The 13,696-nt window shown below is 71.5% G+C and carries 13 protein-coding genes; 3 read left to right on the forward strand and 10 right to left on the reverse strand.

The features are described 5' to 3' along the window. Nucleotides 1–80: 80 nt before the first annotated feature. The 3 genes from nadC to nadA are packed head-to-tail and all read right to left on the reverse strand — an operon-like array spanning nucleotide 81 to nucleotide 3,579. Entirely contained in the window at nucleotides 81–929 is an 849-nt protein-coding gene (gene nadC / locus LOZ83_RS03980; RefSeq protein WP_236788802.1) for a carboxylating nicotinate-nucleotide diphosphorylase, read from the reverse strand. Continuing rightward, nucleotides 926–2,572 carry an L-aspartate oxidase gene (locus LOZ83_RS03985; RefSeq protein ID WP_236788803.1) on the reverse strand — a complete coding sequence of 549 codons (1,647 nt, stop codon included), beginning with the start codon at nucleotides 2,570–2,572 and terminating at the stop codon, nucleotides 926–928. The genes nadC and LOZ83_RS03985 overlap by 4 nt, the downstream gene beginning before the upstream one ends. After that, nucleotides 2,569–3,579: a quinolinate synthase NadA gene (gene nadA / locus LOZ83_RS03990; protein WP_236788804.1), complete on the reverse strand. Its 1,011-nt coding sequence runs from the start codon at nucleotides 3,577–3,579 to the stop codon at nucleotides 2,569–2,571. The genes LOZ83_RS03985 and nadA overlap by 4 nt, the downstream gene beginning before the upstream one ends. Nucleotides 3,580–3,691: 112 nt before the next feature. Between nadA and LOZ83_RS03995 the strand changes: the two genes are divergently transcribed. Further along, on the forward strand, nucleotides 3,692–4,342 hold the full coding sequence (locus tag LOZ83_RS03995; RefSeq protein ID WP_236788805.1) for an NUDIX domain-containing protein: 651 nt from the start codon (nucleotides 3,692–3,694) through the stop codon (nucleotides 4,340–4,342). Nucleotides 4,343–4,376: 34 nt separating this feature from the next. Further along, nucleotides 4,377–5,093 carry an LON peptidase substrate-binding domain-containing protein gene (locus tag LOZ83_RS04000; RefSeq protein ID WP_236788806.1) on the forward strand — a complete coding sequence of 239 codons (717 nt, stop codon included), beginning with the start codon at nucleotides 4,377–4,379 and terminating at the stop codon, nucleotides 5,091–5,093. A 146-nt stretch (nucleotides 5,094–5,239) separates the two neighbouring features. Here LOZ83_RS04000 and LOZ83_RS04005 read toward each other — a convergent pair whose 3' ends face one another. From LOZ83_RS04005 to LOZ83_RS04035, 7 genes are all read right to left on the reverse strand, one after another. Then, nucleotides 5,240–5,809 (reverse strand): DUF2567 domain-containing protein, encoded by a 570-nt coding sequence (locus LOZ83_RS04005; protein ID WP_374202633.1) that lies wholly within the window; start codon nucleotides 5,807–5,809, stop codon nucleotides 5,240–5,242. A 69-nt stretch (nucleotides 5,810–5,878) separates the two neighbouring features. Beyond that, nucleotides 5,879–6,085, reverse strand: a complete 207-nt coding sequence (locus tag LOZ83_RS04010; RefSeq protein WP_236788807.1) for a hypothetical protein — start codon at nucleotides 6,083–6,085, stop codon at nucleotides 5,879–5,881. Next, nucleotides 6,082–7,098 (reverse strand): biotin synthase BioB, encoded by a 1,017-nt coding sequence (bioB, locus tag LOZ83_RS04015; protein WP_236788808.1) that lies wholly within the window; start codon nucleotides 7,096–7,098, stop codon nucleotides 6,082–6,084. Before bioB ends, LOZ83_RS04010 begins: the two co-directional genes overlap by 4 nt. A gap of 77 nt (nucleotides 7,099–7,175) precedes the next feature. After that, a complete protein-coding gene (gene bioD, locus LOZ83_RS04020; protein ID WP_255823283.1) occupies nucleotides 7,176–7,892 on the reverse strand; it encodes a dethiobiotin synthase in 717 nt (238 codons plus the stop codon). Nucleotides 7,893–7,921: 29 nt separating this feature from the next. Then, nucleotides 7,922–10,168, reverse strand: coding sequence for a SulP family inorganic anion transporter (locus LOZ83_RS04025; RefSeq protein WP_374202618.1), 2,247 nt, complete (start codon nucleotides 10,166–10,168; stop codon nucleotides 7,922–7,924). A gap of 293 nt (nucleotides 10,169–10,461) precedes the next feature. Further along, nucleotides 10,462–11,742, reverse strand: coding sequence for an adenosylmethionine--8-amino-7-oxononanoate transaminase (locus LOZ83_RS04030; protein WP_308190185.1), 1,281 nt, complete (start codon nucleotides 11,740–11,742; stop codon nucleotides 10,462–10,464). A 22-nt stretch (nucleotides 11,743–11,764) separates the two neighbouring features. Then, complete coding sequence (locus tag LOZ83_RS04035) at nucleotides 11,765–12,973, reverse strand: cytochrome P450 (RefSeq protein ID WP_236788810.1); 1,209 nt, start codon at nucleotides 12,971–12,973, stop codon at nucleotides 11,765–11,767. A 95-nt stretch (nucleotides 12,974–13,068) separates the two neighbouring features. Here LOZ83_RS04035 and LOZ83_RS04040 point away from each other — a divergent pair, with 95 nt between their 5' ends. Next, the gene (locus LOZ83_RS04040) at nucleotides 13,069–13,692 is read left to right on the forward strand and encodes a uridine kinase (RefSeq protein WP_236788811.1); all 624 of its coding nucleotides are present in this window, start codon (nucleotides 13,069–13,071) and stop codon (nucleotides 13,690–13,692) included. The last annotated feature ends 4 nt before the right edge of the window (nucleotides 13,693–13,696 follow it).

Below are 13,696 nucleotides of genomic sequence, written 5' to 3' on the forward strand. Positions count from 1 at the left end.
CACCGCGCTTCCTCCCCCCGGTGGTCCCCTCACGGCAACCATAGCCCAGTGAGCCAGCCACTGACACCCGGCCGAATACGTCAGGGCAAGTCCAGCCCCAGATCGAGCGCGGGCGAGGAGTGCGTAAGACCGCCGACGGCCAGATAGTCCACACCAGACTCGGCATAAGCTCGGGCATTGTGGAGCTTCAGCCCACCCGAAGCCTCCAGCCGCGTCTTCGGCGAGCGCTTGTCCCGGATCCGCACGGCACTCGCGCAGTCACCGGGCGTGAAGTTGTCCAGCAGCACCTCGTCCGCGCCGGCCTCCAGCGCCTCCGACAGCTGCGCCAGGGTATCCACTTCGACTTCGCACGGCAGGTCCGCCGCGTGCGCCCGCACCGCCTCGATCGCCGCCGCGACCGAACCCGCCGCGACCACGTGGTTGTCCTTGATCAGCACCGCGTCGCCGAGCCCCATCCGGTGGTTCACCCCGCCACCGCAGCGCACCGCGTACTTCTGCAAGAGCCGCAGCCCCGGCAGAGTCTTGCGCGAATCCCGGATCCGGCAGCCGGTACCGTCCACTTCGGACACCCAGGCCGCGGTCGCCGTCGCGACGCCGGACAGATGGCACAACAGGTTCAAGGCCGTCCGCTCCGCCGTGAGCAGCCCCCGCACGGAACCGCGCAACACCAGCGCGGGCTCCCCGGCGACGAGCTTGCTCCCGTCTTCAACGGCGGAGATCACCTCGTAGTCGTTGCCCAGCACCTGGTCGAACACGGCGAGCGCGACCGGCATCCCGGCGAGCGTGCCGTTGACGCGCGGCGTGATCTCCGCCCGCGCGGTGGCGCTTTCGGGCACGGTCGCGTTGGTGGTCGCGTCCGGGCCGTACCGCAGGTCCTCGGCGAGCGCGAGCTCCACCACGCGCCGGGCGTCGTCCAGGTCCAGTGTCATGCCGCTCCCATCGCCGCGACCGGATCCGCCAGCACGGGCTGCCCCGACGGGCTGAGCCGGATCAGCTGGCTGCGCTGCCACGTTTCGTCGTCCCGGACCGGGAAATCCGCGCGGACGTGGCAGCCGCGCGACTCCGTCCGCCGCTCGGCCGCCGCCACCAGCGCCTGCGCGACCAGCGTCAGCGCCGCGTCCTCGACATCCCGGTGCGTCCGCAGTGGACGGTCCTGTGTGGACAGATCGAGTACCGAGCCCAGCACCGCGAGGCCATCGGCGTCCCGGCCGATGGCGGCGTACCGGCTCATCGCGCGCTGCAAGCCGTCGCGATCGGCGACCGGCGCGGTTTTCAACCGGGGTTCCCTGGCCTGCTTGGGATCCGCGAGCAGCCCGGCCGCGAGATCCGCGGCCACCGACTCGGCCGTGCCCGCGCCCGTCACCAGGCCTTCGAGCAAACTGTTGGACGCCAACCGGTTCGCGCCGTGCAGCCCCGTCCTGGCGACCTCGCCGGCCGCGTACAGCCCGGTCACTCCGGTGCGCCCGTCCGTCCCGGCCACGACGCCACCGCACGCGAAATGCGCGGCCGGGGTCACCGGGATCGGGTCCCTGGCCGGGTCGACGCCGATCGCACGGCAGGCCGCGAACACCGTCGGGAACCGCTCGGCGAAGGACGAAACACCTGTGGCATCGAGGAAAACGTGATCGTCGATCCCGCCCGGCGCCGTCGTCATCCGGCGCGTGATCGCGGCCGAGACGACATCCCGCGGCGCGAGATCACCCAGCGGATGCACGCCCCGCATCACCGACGCGCCCGCGCCGTCAACGAGGACAGCGCCCTCACCGCGGACGGCCTCCGTCACCAGCGGGCACCGGCCCCGCGCACCGGGCGTGTACAGGACGGTGGGGTGGAACTGCACGAATTCCAGATCCGCCGCCTGCGCACCCGCCCGCAACGCGAGGGCGAGCCCGTCGCCGGTCGCGATCTCGGGATTCGACGTCGCCTGGTACAGCTGGCCCAGCCCGCCGGTCGCGAGCAACACCGCGGGCGCGCGCAGCAGGCCCGGCACGCCGTTCGGATCGAGCACGGTCACGCCCCCGACCGCGCCGAGCGGCGTGAGCAACGCGTCGACCGCGATGTGCCGCTCCAGCACGGGAAGCCGCCGCCCGGTCGCCTCGGCGACGAGCGTCCGCTCCACCTCGGCACCCGTCGCGTCGCCACCGGCATGGATCACCCGGAACGCACTGTGCCCGCCTTCGCGCGTGCGCGCCAGCAACCCCGTGGCACCCGGATCGAACCGGGCGCCGACGTCGCGCAGCCACGAGACCGACCGCGGGCCGGCGTGCAGGATCGACCGCACCGCGTCGGGTTCACACAAGCCGGCGCCCGCGACGAGCGTGTCCTCGACGTGCCGGTCCACAGAGTCGCCCTCGTCGTGCTCGCCGTCCAGGACGACCGCGACACCCCCCTGGGCCCAACGCGTGTTGCCGTCCCCGACCGCGGCCTTGGTGACCACGAGGACGCGCAGCCCCAGCTCCTGAGCGCGCAGCGCGGCGGTCAGCCCGGCCACCCCGCTGCCCAGCACGAGCAGATCCGCGCGGGCTTCCCACACGGGAGTTTTCGTCTGATAGTCGGTAACCGGCGTGGTCATTCGCCGCCGCCCGGCTTGCCGATCTCGATCATCCGCTGCACCGAGGCGCGGGCCCGCGCGGCCGTCTCCGGGTCCACGTGCACCTCGTCGGCCCCCTCGCGCAGCGACCGCAGCAGTGCCGCCGGCGTGATCATCTTCATGAACCGGCACGACGCCCGCTCGTTCACCGCACGGAAGTCGATCCCCGGCGCGGCCTTGCGCAACTGGTGCAGCATGCCGATCTCGGTGGCCACCAGCACGGTCGAGGCCTTGGTGTCGCGGGCCTCGTGCACCATGTCGCCGGTCGAGAGGATCTTGACCCGCTCCGCGGGCACGGTGCCCTCACCGGCGAGATAGAGCGCCGAGGTGGCGCAGCCGCATTCGGGGTGGATGAACAGGTCCGCGTCCGGGTTCTCGGCGGCGCGCGCGGCCAGCTCGAGACCGTTGATCCCGGCGTGCACGTGGCATTCCCCGGCCCAGACGTGGATGTTGTCGCGCCCGGTCACGCGCTTGACGTGCGCGCCGAGGAACTGGTCCGGCAGGAAGAGAACCTCCTGGTCTTCCGCGATCGAGGCGACCACGTCGACCGCGTTCGAGGAGGTGCAGCAGATGTCGGTCTCCGCCTTGACCTCCGCGGTGGTGTTGACGTACGAGACCACGACCGCGCCCGGGTGCTCGGCCTTCCAGGCCCGCAGCTGCGCCCCGGTGATGGAGTCGGCGAGCGAGCAGCCGGCCCGCGCGTCGGGGATCAGCACGGTCTTCTCGGGCGCGAGGATCTTGGCGGTCTCGGCCATGAAGTGCACACCGCAGAAGACGATCGTCGACGCGTCGCTGGCGGCCGCGATGCGGGAGAGGGCCAGCGAGTCGCCCGTGTGGTCGGCGATGTCCTGGATCGCCGGGGCCTGGTAGTTGTGGGCGAGCAGCACGGCATCGCGTTCGCGGGCGAGCCGGCGCACCTCCTCCGCCCAGGCCTCATCGGGTTCGACCCCGGTGTACGGGGTGAGCTCCTGCAAAGTCGTCGAAGACATGTGGCCCTCCTGGACCGGCTCACTGGTTTTCGCCTTATAATCGAAAACCGTGCGTAGCCATATTAACAGCAGCGCCCCCCTGGCACACGAGGTTTTGGCGGCCGTATTACAGGTGCGTTACGCCACACTGCGCGTACTCCTGTGGCAGCGGGCGCTCGATCCACACGTCGGGCGCTGGTCGCTGCCCGGCGGCCGGCTCCGCCCGGACGAGGACGTGGAGACGTCGATCCGCCGTCAGCTCGCGGAGAAGGTGGATGTCCGGCAGCTGAAGCACGTCGAGCAGCTCGCGGTGTTCAGCGCGCCGGACCGGGTGCCGGGCCCGCGCGTGGTCGCGACGGCGTTCCTCGGCCTGGTGCCGTCCGACGTCGATCCCGCCGTGCCGGAGGACACGCAGTGGCACGAGGTCGACGCGCTGCCGCGCACCGCGTTCGACCACCGCGAGATCATCCTGCGCGCCCGCAACCGGCTGCGGGCGAAACTGAGCTACACCAACATCGGATTCGCGCTGGCGCCCAAGGAGTTCACCATCTCAGCGCTGCGCGAGGTGTACTCGGCGGCGTTGGGCTACAAGGTTTCCGCGACGAACCTGCAGCGGGTGCTGTCGCGGCGCGGGGCGCTGGTGCCGACCGGCCACACCGCTCCCCCCGGCCGCAGCGGTGGCCGTCCGGCCGCACTGTTCTCCTTCGCGAGCGAGGGAATCCAGGTGACGGACCCGTTCGCGGTGTTCCGGCCGCCGCCGAAACCACAGCCGAAGCGACGGTGAGCAGCGGGGACGGAATCGAAGTACCGTGTAGTCCGTGACGGATGCGGAACGGACCGGCGCCCGACAGGCGACGATTCCGCTGTTCCCGTTGCAGACGGTGCTGTTGCCCGGGGCGGCGCTGCCGCTGCACCTGTTCGAGCCGCGCTATCGCCAGCTCGCCGTCGATCTGCGCACGGGCCTGGTGCCGGAACGGCGGTTCGGCATCGTCGCGATCAAGGACGCGGCCGTCCGCGAGGTCGAGCTCGTCGAGCACGTGCACGAGATCGGCTGCACCGCGCTGCTGGAAGAGAGCGAACGCCTGCCCGACGGCCGCTTCGACATCCTGACCATGGGCGAGCGCCGCTTCCGGCTGCTGGAGATCGACGCGACCCGCGCGCCGTACCTCGTGGGCAAGGTCGAGTGGGTCGAGGACGACATGCCACCGCCGGGTGCGGCCGAAGCGACGGCCCGGCTGGCGGGCGCCGCCCGCGCGGCCTACCGGCGATACTGCGAATCCGCGTGGGACAGCGGAACCTGGACGACGCCCGCGCCGGAAACACGTGCGGTCGACCTGGCGTACCTGCTGGCCGCGGACTGCTTGCTCCCGCTGGCCGACCGCCAGCGCCTGCTGGAGGAGACGCATCCGTTGCGGCGCCTGCGAATGGTCGGCAAGCTGCTCTCCCGCGAAGCGGGCTTCCTCGCTGCCCTGCACGCGGTCCCCGCGCCGCCGGCCCAGCTCCCCCACCTGAACACCCGCGCCTGCCTGAACTAGCCGCCCGCGAGTCCGACCCTCACGACAGCGAGTCCGACGTTCGCGACGCCGAGTCCGACGTTCACGACAGCGAGTCCGACGTTCGCGACGCCGAGTCCGACGTTCACGACAGCGAGTCCGACACTCGAGGCCGGCGCGAGGCGGGGTCAGGCCAGGCGGCGGCCGAGGTCGTCGCGGCCGTTCCAGCCCGCGAGCAGGCCGTACACCAGCGCGGTCGCCAGCGGCTGGGCGACGAGCACCCACATCGACTCGAGCTGCGGCGCCTTGGTGAGCACATCCCCGAGGTTCGGCGTCCCGGTGATCGCGTAGTGGCTGTTGGCGAACGCGACACCCATCGACGTGCCGAGCCAGCCGGCGAGCAACCCACCCAGCACGGCCGCGATCATCATCACCGGCCCACGCCGTTCCCTCAGCAGCCACACGATCGCACCGGTGACGATGCCGGCCGCGAGCCCCAGCAGCAGGTAGATCCCCATGGCGTCGAACCGGTGCCAGCTCTCCAGCTGCAGCGGTACCAACTGGTTGCCGTCGTACACGCGGACCCGCTCGGGCGGCGCGAGGCGCGACCAGATCCAGCCGAGCGGGATGCCGACCAGCCCGATCAGCGACAGCACGCTCACCGCGGGCAGCAGATCGGCCTTGACCACCACGCGTGGCCTCGGGCGGGGCAGGCTGAACACCAGCCGTGGCAGTTCGTTCTCCGGTGAGCGTGACAGGTCGTCCGCGCCGACCGATCCCTCAGCCACTGGTGCCTCTCCTTCGCCGCGCCTGCTGGCACAGCGAGACTAGCCGGTCCCCTCACTCGTGCACGCACCGTGTCGGCTACATCGCGCGACCCAGCCCGCCGGGGTCACCTGCACGACCATCCGCCGCGCGCACTGCGCGCAGAACCGCGGCGGCTCGAGCGCGGTCCGCGGGTTGTGGCAGGCCGGGTGCTCGCCGCCGGCGAGCGACTGTCCGCAGTGGACACAGAACGCGACCGTCGCGGTCACAACGTCTCGCTCAGCGCCTTGATCGGCATCTTCAGCTCGTCGAGCATGGCCAGGTCCTGGCTCGCCGGGCGGCCCAGGTTGGTCAGGTAGTTGCCGACGATGATCGCGTTGATGCCGCCGAGCATGCCCTGCTCGGCGCCGAGGTCACCGAGGGTCAGCTCGCGCCCGCCGGCGAACCGCAGCATCGTGCGCGGCATCGCGAGCCGGAACGCAGCGACGACCCGCAGCGCGTCCGGGCCTTCGACGATCTCGTACTGCTCGTACGGGGTGCCCGGCTGCGGGATGAGGAAGTTCATCGGCACTTCGTCGGGCTCCAGCTCGGCCAGCTGCACCGCGAACTCCGCGCGCTGCTCGGCGGTCTCACCCATGCCGATGATGCCGCCGGAGCAGACCTCCATGCCGGCGTCGCGCACCATCCGCAGGGTGTCCCAGCGCTCCTCCCAGGAGTGCGTGGTGACGACGTTCGGGAAGTGCGAGCGGGCGGTCTCGAGGTTGTGGTTGTAGCGGTGCACGCCCATCTCGACCAGCTCGTCGACCTGCTCCTGCGTGAGCATGCCCAGCGAGCAGGCGATCTGGATGTCGTTGCCGTCGGCGCGAATGGCCTGGACGCCCTCGCGCACCTGCGACAGCAGCCGCTTGTCCGGGCCGCGCACGGCGGCGACGATGCAGAACTCGGTCGCGCCGGTCTCGGCGGTCTGCCGGGCGGCCTTGACCAGGCCCGGGATGTCCAGCCACGCCGAGCGCACCGGGGTCGGGAACCGGCCGGACTGCGAGCAGAAGTGGCAGTCCTCCGGGCAGCCGCCGGTCTTGAGGCTGACGATGCCCTCGACCTCGACCTCGGGGCCGCACCAGCGCATCCGGACCTCATGCGCGAGCGCGAGCAGGTCGGACAGCTTGTCGTCGGGCAGCCGGAGCACGTCGAGTACCTGCTGCTGGGACAGGCCGACGCCCCGTTCGAGTACCTGCTCCCGGGCGACGGCGAGCACGTCGGTCTGTTCGGGCGCTGAGGTCACGGACTCTCTCCTCTTCGAGCACGGCGCTGTCGGTAGTCATGCTGCCGGACGGAGCGCCGTAGGTATAGCGACGACGGTCACGTCCGGGCGGCGGCGGACTTCTGGAAGCTCTCGGGATCGAAGTCGCCGCCGAACCACGGCGACAGCCCGCCCCGCGCCTCGGCGAGGAACTCCGCCTGCTCCAGGCGCCCTGCCCCGGCCGGCAACGCGCCGAGCAACGGCGCGCCCGCGGCCACGGGCAGGTCGCCGACATTGGACAGCGCCGCGAGATCCGGCTCCGCGGGCCAGGAGCCGATCACGACACCGGCGACGTGCAGCCCGCGCGCGGTGGCGACCTCGGCGGTCAGCGCGGTCGCGTTCAGCGTGCCGAGACCGGCCTCGGCGACCACCAGCACGACCGCGCCGAGCGCCCACGCGACGTCCGTGAGGGTGGTGCCGTCCGGCCCGAACCGCACGAGCAGCCCGCCCGCGCCCTCGACCAGCACCAGGTCGTGCGTGTCATCGAGCTCGGTCGCGGCGCTCGCGATCTCGGCCGGGGTCAGCGGCGGAATCCCGCTGCGGCGGGCCGCCGCCTCCGGCGAGAGCGGGTCGGGATAGCGGCGAAGCTCCCGGGTGGTGACGTCCCCGGCCAGCCGGACCACCTCGGCGAGGTCACCCGGCTCGCTCGGCGCCACTCCGGTCTGCGCCGGCTTGAGCACCGCGACCCGCTGACCGCCGTCCCGGGCGAGCGCGGCGATCGCCGCCGTGACGGCAGTCTTACCGACGCCGGTACCTGTCCCCGTCACCACGAGCATGCTCACAGAACTTCACCGTAGTACCGGACCTAATTCCCCATGGTCACCGCCCGCCTGACCGGGCCGAAAGATCCCGTCTCGGGGTCGTACAGATGCACTCGCGCGCCGCCGACGTCGAAGTACATCCCCCACAGCTCCACGTCCCCGCGCGCCTCGGCACGCGCGATCGTCGGGTACTGCCGCAGCCGGTCCACCTGCTCCAGCACGTTGTGGAGGGCGAGCTGGTCCACGCCCGCCGGCACCTCGCCCGCGACGGCGATCGGCGGGCGGGTCCGCGCCCGCTCGAGGCTCGGCTCGGCGTACCGCAGCCACGAGCGCAGCGCCGTCGCGTCCTCGGGCGCACCGTGCAGCCGGGCGTTCATCGCACCGCACGAGGAATGGCCGCACACCACGATCTCCCGCACCCGGAGCACGTCCACCGCGAACTCCAGCGACGCCCCGATGGACGAGTCGGCGCTCGCGTGGTCGGGCACGAGGTTGCCGATGTTGCGGATGGTGAACAGGTCGCCCGGCCCGCTGCTGGTGATCAGGTTCGGCACGATCCGCGCGTCGCCGCACGTGATGAACAGCGTCTGCGGCTCGTGCACGTTGGCGAGCCGGCTCAGGATCGGCCGCACCAGCCGCGACGTGCGGCGGTCGAACTCGACCATGCCGCGCCGCATCGAGCTTTCCCGGCCGCGCTGCTCGGGCACCTGCGGGACGGCCTCCTGCCAGTCCGACCACGGCGCGAACCAGCGCGGCAACACCGGCGGCGCCTGCGCCTTGTGCACGGTCGGCTCACCGGCCTTGCCGCGCTGGAACCACGGGTGCCCGATCTCGTCCACGAGCACCGTGCCGCCGGCCTGCTCGTGCGAGTGCTGCCAGGCCGAGAGCAGCTCGAACGCGGCGTGGTCGAGGTAGTCGACGACCAGTTCCAGCGTCACCCGGCTGCCCTGCGGAATCCCACTGAGCACAGTGGACAGTCGCGGGATCGACAGTGACGACAGCGCGCCCTCGACGACCACCCGCCAGCCGTCGCCGTCCTGCTCGGCGTGGATCCCGGACCACAGCAGGCGCCGCAACATGACCAGGGCCGCCAGGCCGATGCCGATCAGCACGCCGGTCAGCAGGTCCACCGCTACCACGCCGACGAGCGTCACGAGGTACACGGGCAGGTCGCCGTGGCGCAGCACGTCCTTGATGTGCCCGATGTCGACCAGGTTGGCGCCGACGTAGACGAGCAGCCCGGCCAGCGCTGCGAGCGGGATGTTGCGCAGCAGCCCGGCGAGCACGGCGACGAACAGCAGGATCCACAGCCCGTGCAGCACGGCCGCGGCGCGACTACGCGCCCCGGACCGCACGTTCGTCGAGCTGCGCACGATGACGCCGGTGACCGGGAGGCCGCCGAGCGAACCCGAGGCCATGTTCGCCGCGCCCTGCCCGATCAGCTCGCGGTTGAGGTTGGCGCGCGGGCCGGTGTGCATCTTGTCCGTGGCGACCGCCGACAGCAGGCTCTCCACGCTCGCGACCAGCGCGACCGTCACGACCGCGAGCCCGAAGTCGTACCAGCCACCGCTGGGGAACTCGGGCACGAACCTGATGTCCAGCACGTTCGCCGGCACGTCGACCCGCGGCACGCTCATCCCGGCGGCGACCGACAGCACCGTGACGGCGACGATCGCGACGAGCGGCCCCGGCACCTTCCGGACCGCCGCCGGCAACCGGCCCCAGACCAGCAGGATCGCGATGGTCAGCACGCCGAGCAGGGTGGCGAGGCCGTGCGGGTTGAGCAGTTGCCGTGGCAGCTGCAGCAGGTTGCCGACGGGCGAACTCTGCGCCGTGCCACCGAGGATCACGTGCAGCTGCGCGAGCACGATCGTCACGCCGATCCCGGCGAGCATGCCGTGCACGATCGCCGGCGAGATGGCGAGCGCGGCGCGGGCGATCCGGCTCAGCCCGAGCAGGATCTGCAGTGCACCGGCCAGCACGGTGATCGCGCAGGTGACCGCCCAGCCGAACTCGGTGATGGTCTCGGCGATGATCACGGTGAGCCCGGCCGCGGGCCCGCTGACCTGCAGCGGCGATCCGCCCAGCAACCCCGCGACGATCCCGCCGACGATCGCGGCGACGAGGCCGGCGACGACGGGTGCGCCCGAGGCGAGCGCGATGCCCAGCGAGAGCGGAATGGCCACCAGGAACACCACCAGCGAGGCCGGGATGTCGTGCCTGAGGTTCTGGAATGCCTTGTGCCGACGGCCTTTCGGACGCGGTGGTGCGTGCTCGCGTGCGGTGATCACGGTGCCTCCCGGTATCGGTCCCCGATGGGGGTGGAGTGGGTTCCCGGCTCGTCCCCAGTGACCGCCGGTGACTCACTGATACCGAAAAACAGGCAGATTGTCCGTTATGTAAAGAACTCTCACGTTTTGTGCACAGCGGGTGGTGACCAGCTGACGGTGCCGGCGCCAGCGGAGTGCGTGATCATGATCACCCCATGGCGTCCACGGACGCGTTGGCCCCGACACTGCGTGACCATCCGCGGTGCCGTGTCTGTCGTCACACCAGATGGGGTGAAGTTCTCGCGAGAGGCCGTTCAGGCGGCGCGAGCGGCCGCCGTCATCGCCTCGGTGATGGCCCCGACCTCGGCGTCCGTGCAGATGTACGGCGGCATCGCGTAGATCAGGTCGCGGAACGGGCGCAGCCACACTCCGCGTTCGGTGACCACTTTCGTGGCCGCCGCGATGTCGACCTCGTGGTCCAGCTGGATGACCCCGATCGCACCGAGCACCCGCACGTCGGCGACCCCCGGCTGGTCCGCCACGCCGGCCAGGCCCGCGCGCAGGCCCGTTTCGATCCGCCGCACGGTACCCGGCCAGTCCTGGCCCAGCAGCAGGTCGATCGAGGAGTTCGCGACCGCGGCGGTCAGCGGGTTGCCCATGAACGTCGGGCCGTGCGCGAGCACCGGCAGCTCACCACGGGAGATCCCCGCGGCGACCTCCGGCGTGCACAACGCGGCGGCCATGCTGAGGTAACCGCCGGTCAGCGCCTTGCCCAGGCAGAACACGTCCGGCGTGACGCCCGCGTGTTCGGCGGCGAACAGCGTGCCCGTGCGCCCGAAGCCGGTCGCGATCTCGTCGAAGATCAGCAGCACGTCGTGCGCCTCGGTCAGCTCGCGCAGCGCGCGCAGGTAGCCGGGGTTGTGGAAGCGCATCCCGCCCGCGCCCTGCACGACGGGCTCGACGATGACGGCGGCCAGTTCGTCGGCGTGCTCCTCGATCGCGCGCGCCAGAATGTCCACATAGGACTCGTCGACGGGCGTATCGAACCCGCGGGGCGGTTCGGGCACGAACACCTGCTCGGGCAGCACCCCGCGCCACAGCGAGTGCATGCCGCCGTCCGGGTCGCACACGCTCATCGGCTGGAAGGTGTCCCCGTGGTAGCCGCCGCGCCAGGTCAGCAGGCGGCGCTTTCCCTTGCGTCCCACCGATTGCCAGTACTGCAGGCACATCTTCACCGCGACCTCGACCGAGACCGAGCCGGAGTCGCACAGGAAGACGTGCTCCAGCCCCGGCGGGGTCAGCTCGGCGAGCTTGGTGGCGAGCCGGATCGCGGGCTCGTTCGTGAGCCCGCCGAACATGACATGACTCATCCGGCCGGCCTGCTCCGCGAGGGCGGCGTCGAGCACCGGGTGCCGGTAGCCGTGGATCGCCGCCCACCACGACGACATGCCGTCGACCAGCTCGCGGCCGTCGGCCAGCCGCAGCCGCACCCCCGACGCTTCGGTCACCAGCAGCGGCTCCCCCTGGCCCGGCATCGGGCCGTAGGGGTGCCACACATGGTGCGCGTCGAGGGCGAGCAGCTGGGCGGGGTCCACGCCCCGCACCCTACGTCTGGTTTCAGCCCAGCCGGACCGGCAGGGTCTCCAGGCCGTGGATGAGCGTGCTGTCCCGCCAGCGCAGCTCCCCCGGCGCGCCGTCGAGTTCGATGGTGCCGAACCGGGCCAGCAGCTTGCCGATCGCGATCTCGGCCTCCAGCCGCGCGAGCGGGGCGCCGACGCAGTAGTGGATGCCGTGCCCGAACGCCAGATGGCCACCGGTGGGCCGGGTGACGTCCAGCTCGCCTGGATCGGGGAACCGCGCGGGATCGTGGTTGGCGCCCAGCAGGGACACCAGGACGAACTGGTGCGCCGGGATCTCCACCTCGCCGACCCGCACGGGTTCGACGGTGAACCGCAGAGTCGCGACGTTGATCGGGCCGTCGAAGCGCAGGAACTCCTCGACCGCGCCGGGCAGCAGCGCCGGGTCCGCGCGCAGCGCCTCGAGCTGCGCGGGCCGTTCGAGCAGCGCGCGCACGCCGTTGGCGATGAGGTTGACCGTGGTCTCGTGCCCGGCGACGAGCAGCAGGAACGCCATCGAGATCAGCTCGACCTCGGACAGCTGGTCGCCTTCCTCGGACACATGCACCAGGTCGGACAGCAGGTCCTCGGTCGGCTCGGCGCGCTTGGCGGCGACGAGCTCGGCGAGATAGGCGGCCAGTGCCGTGGAACTGGCCTGCAGCTGCTCGGGCGCCCCGGACGAGAGGATCGTGTTGGACCAGGTGCGGAACTTCTCCTGGTCTTCGGTGCGCACCCCGAGCAGCTCGCAGATGACGGTGATCGGGAGCGGGAACGCGTAGGCGTCCAGCAGGTCGACGCGGCCGGTGGTGGCGATCGACTCGAGCAGTTCGTCGGCGATCTGCTCGATACGCGGACGCAGCCGCGCCACCGTGCGCGCGGTGAACGCCTTGTTCACGAGCTTGCGCAGCCGGGTGTGGTCCGGCGGGTCCATGTTGAGCATGTGCGAGGCGAGGGACGAGGCGAACACGGGGCCGTTGGTGTTGTTGCTGTTGGCCTGGAACAGCTCGCGGGCGCGGTTGTTGTCCTTGCTCAGCCGGGGATCGGCGAGCAGCGCCTTGGCGTCGGCGTAGCCGGTGACGAGCCAGACCTTGAGTCCGCGGGGCATCACCGCCTGCCGGACCGGGCTCTCGGCCCGTAGCCGCTCGTAGAACGCGTGCGGGTTGCCGGAGAAATCGCTGTCGAGCCGGACCGGTTCGTCGAGCAGCCGCATTGCCTCGTTGCCTTTCGTTCAGCCGTTGATACCCGGACAACGGATCAACGGCGCTCATCGTGCCCGCTTCCCCCGATGGGGGACAATCGACGATCATGAGGTACCGCCCGATCTCCTTCGACCGGCTCGCCACCGAGCTGACCGAACGGATCCTCGCCCTGCCCGGGACGCCGTGGGTGCGAGTGGCGGTCGACGGCGCGCTGGACACCCGCGCACTGGCGGACGCGCTGGTGGATCCGTTGCGTGTCAACGGCCGCGCCGTCCTGCGGGTGTCCACTGTGGATTTCCTGCGGCCGGCCTCACTGCGGTTCGAGAAGGGCAAGGAGGATCCCGAGGCGCGGTATTCCGCCTGGCTGGACGAAAACGCGCTGCGCCGTGAGGTGCTCAACCCGTTGTCCCCGGGCGGCGACGGGATGGTGCTGCCCGCGCTGTGGGACGCCGAACGCGATCGCGCCACCCGGCTGGACAGGGTTTCGCTGCCCGCCGGCGGAATCCTCGTCGCCGACGGCGAACTGCTGCTCGGACGCGGCCTGCCGTTCGAGCTGACCGTGCACCTTTCGGTGTCGCCCAACGCTTTGCGCCGCCGTCTGCCCGATGGCGAGCACTGGGCGCTGCCGGCTTTCGCCCGGTACGAGGAGGAAGTGCGACCGGCGGAGGCGGCCGACATCCTGGTCCGCGTGGACGATCCCCGGCATCCGGCGGTCGCGGCCCCGGTGTGACCGG

The organism is Amycolatopsis sp. GM8, from assembly GCF_021653975.1.
In the GTDB taxonomy this organism is placed as follows: Bacteria; Actinomycetota; Actinomycetes; order Mycobacteriales; family Pseudonocardiaceae; genus Amycolatopsis_E.

Coding starts and splice junctions, on each gene's coding strand:
- LOZ83_RS04040 (WP_236788811.1), top strand. CDS start 13,069: ATGAGGTACCGCCCGATCTCCTTCGACCGGCTCGCCACCGAGCTGACC.
- LOZ83_RS04035 (WP_236788810.1), bottom strand. CDS start 12,973: ATGCGGCTGCTCGACGAACCGGTCCGGCTCGACAGCGATTTCTCCGGC.
- nadA (WP_236788804.1), bottom strand. CDS start 3,579: ATGTCTTCGACGACTTTGCAGGAGCTCACCCCGTACACCGGGGTCGAA.
- LOZ83_RS03985 (WP_236788803.1), bottom strand. CDS start 2,572: ATGACCACGCCGGTTACCGACTATCAGACGAAAACTCCCGTGTGGGAA.
- nadC (WP_236788802.1), bottom strand. CDS start 929: ATGACACTGGACCTGGACGACGCCCGGCGCGTGGTGGAGCTCGCGCTC.
- bioD (WP_255823283.1), bottom strand. CDS start 7,892: ATGCTCGTGGTGACGGGGACAGGTACCGGCGTCGGTAAGACTGCCGTC.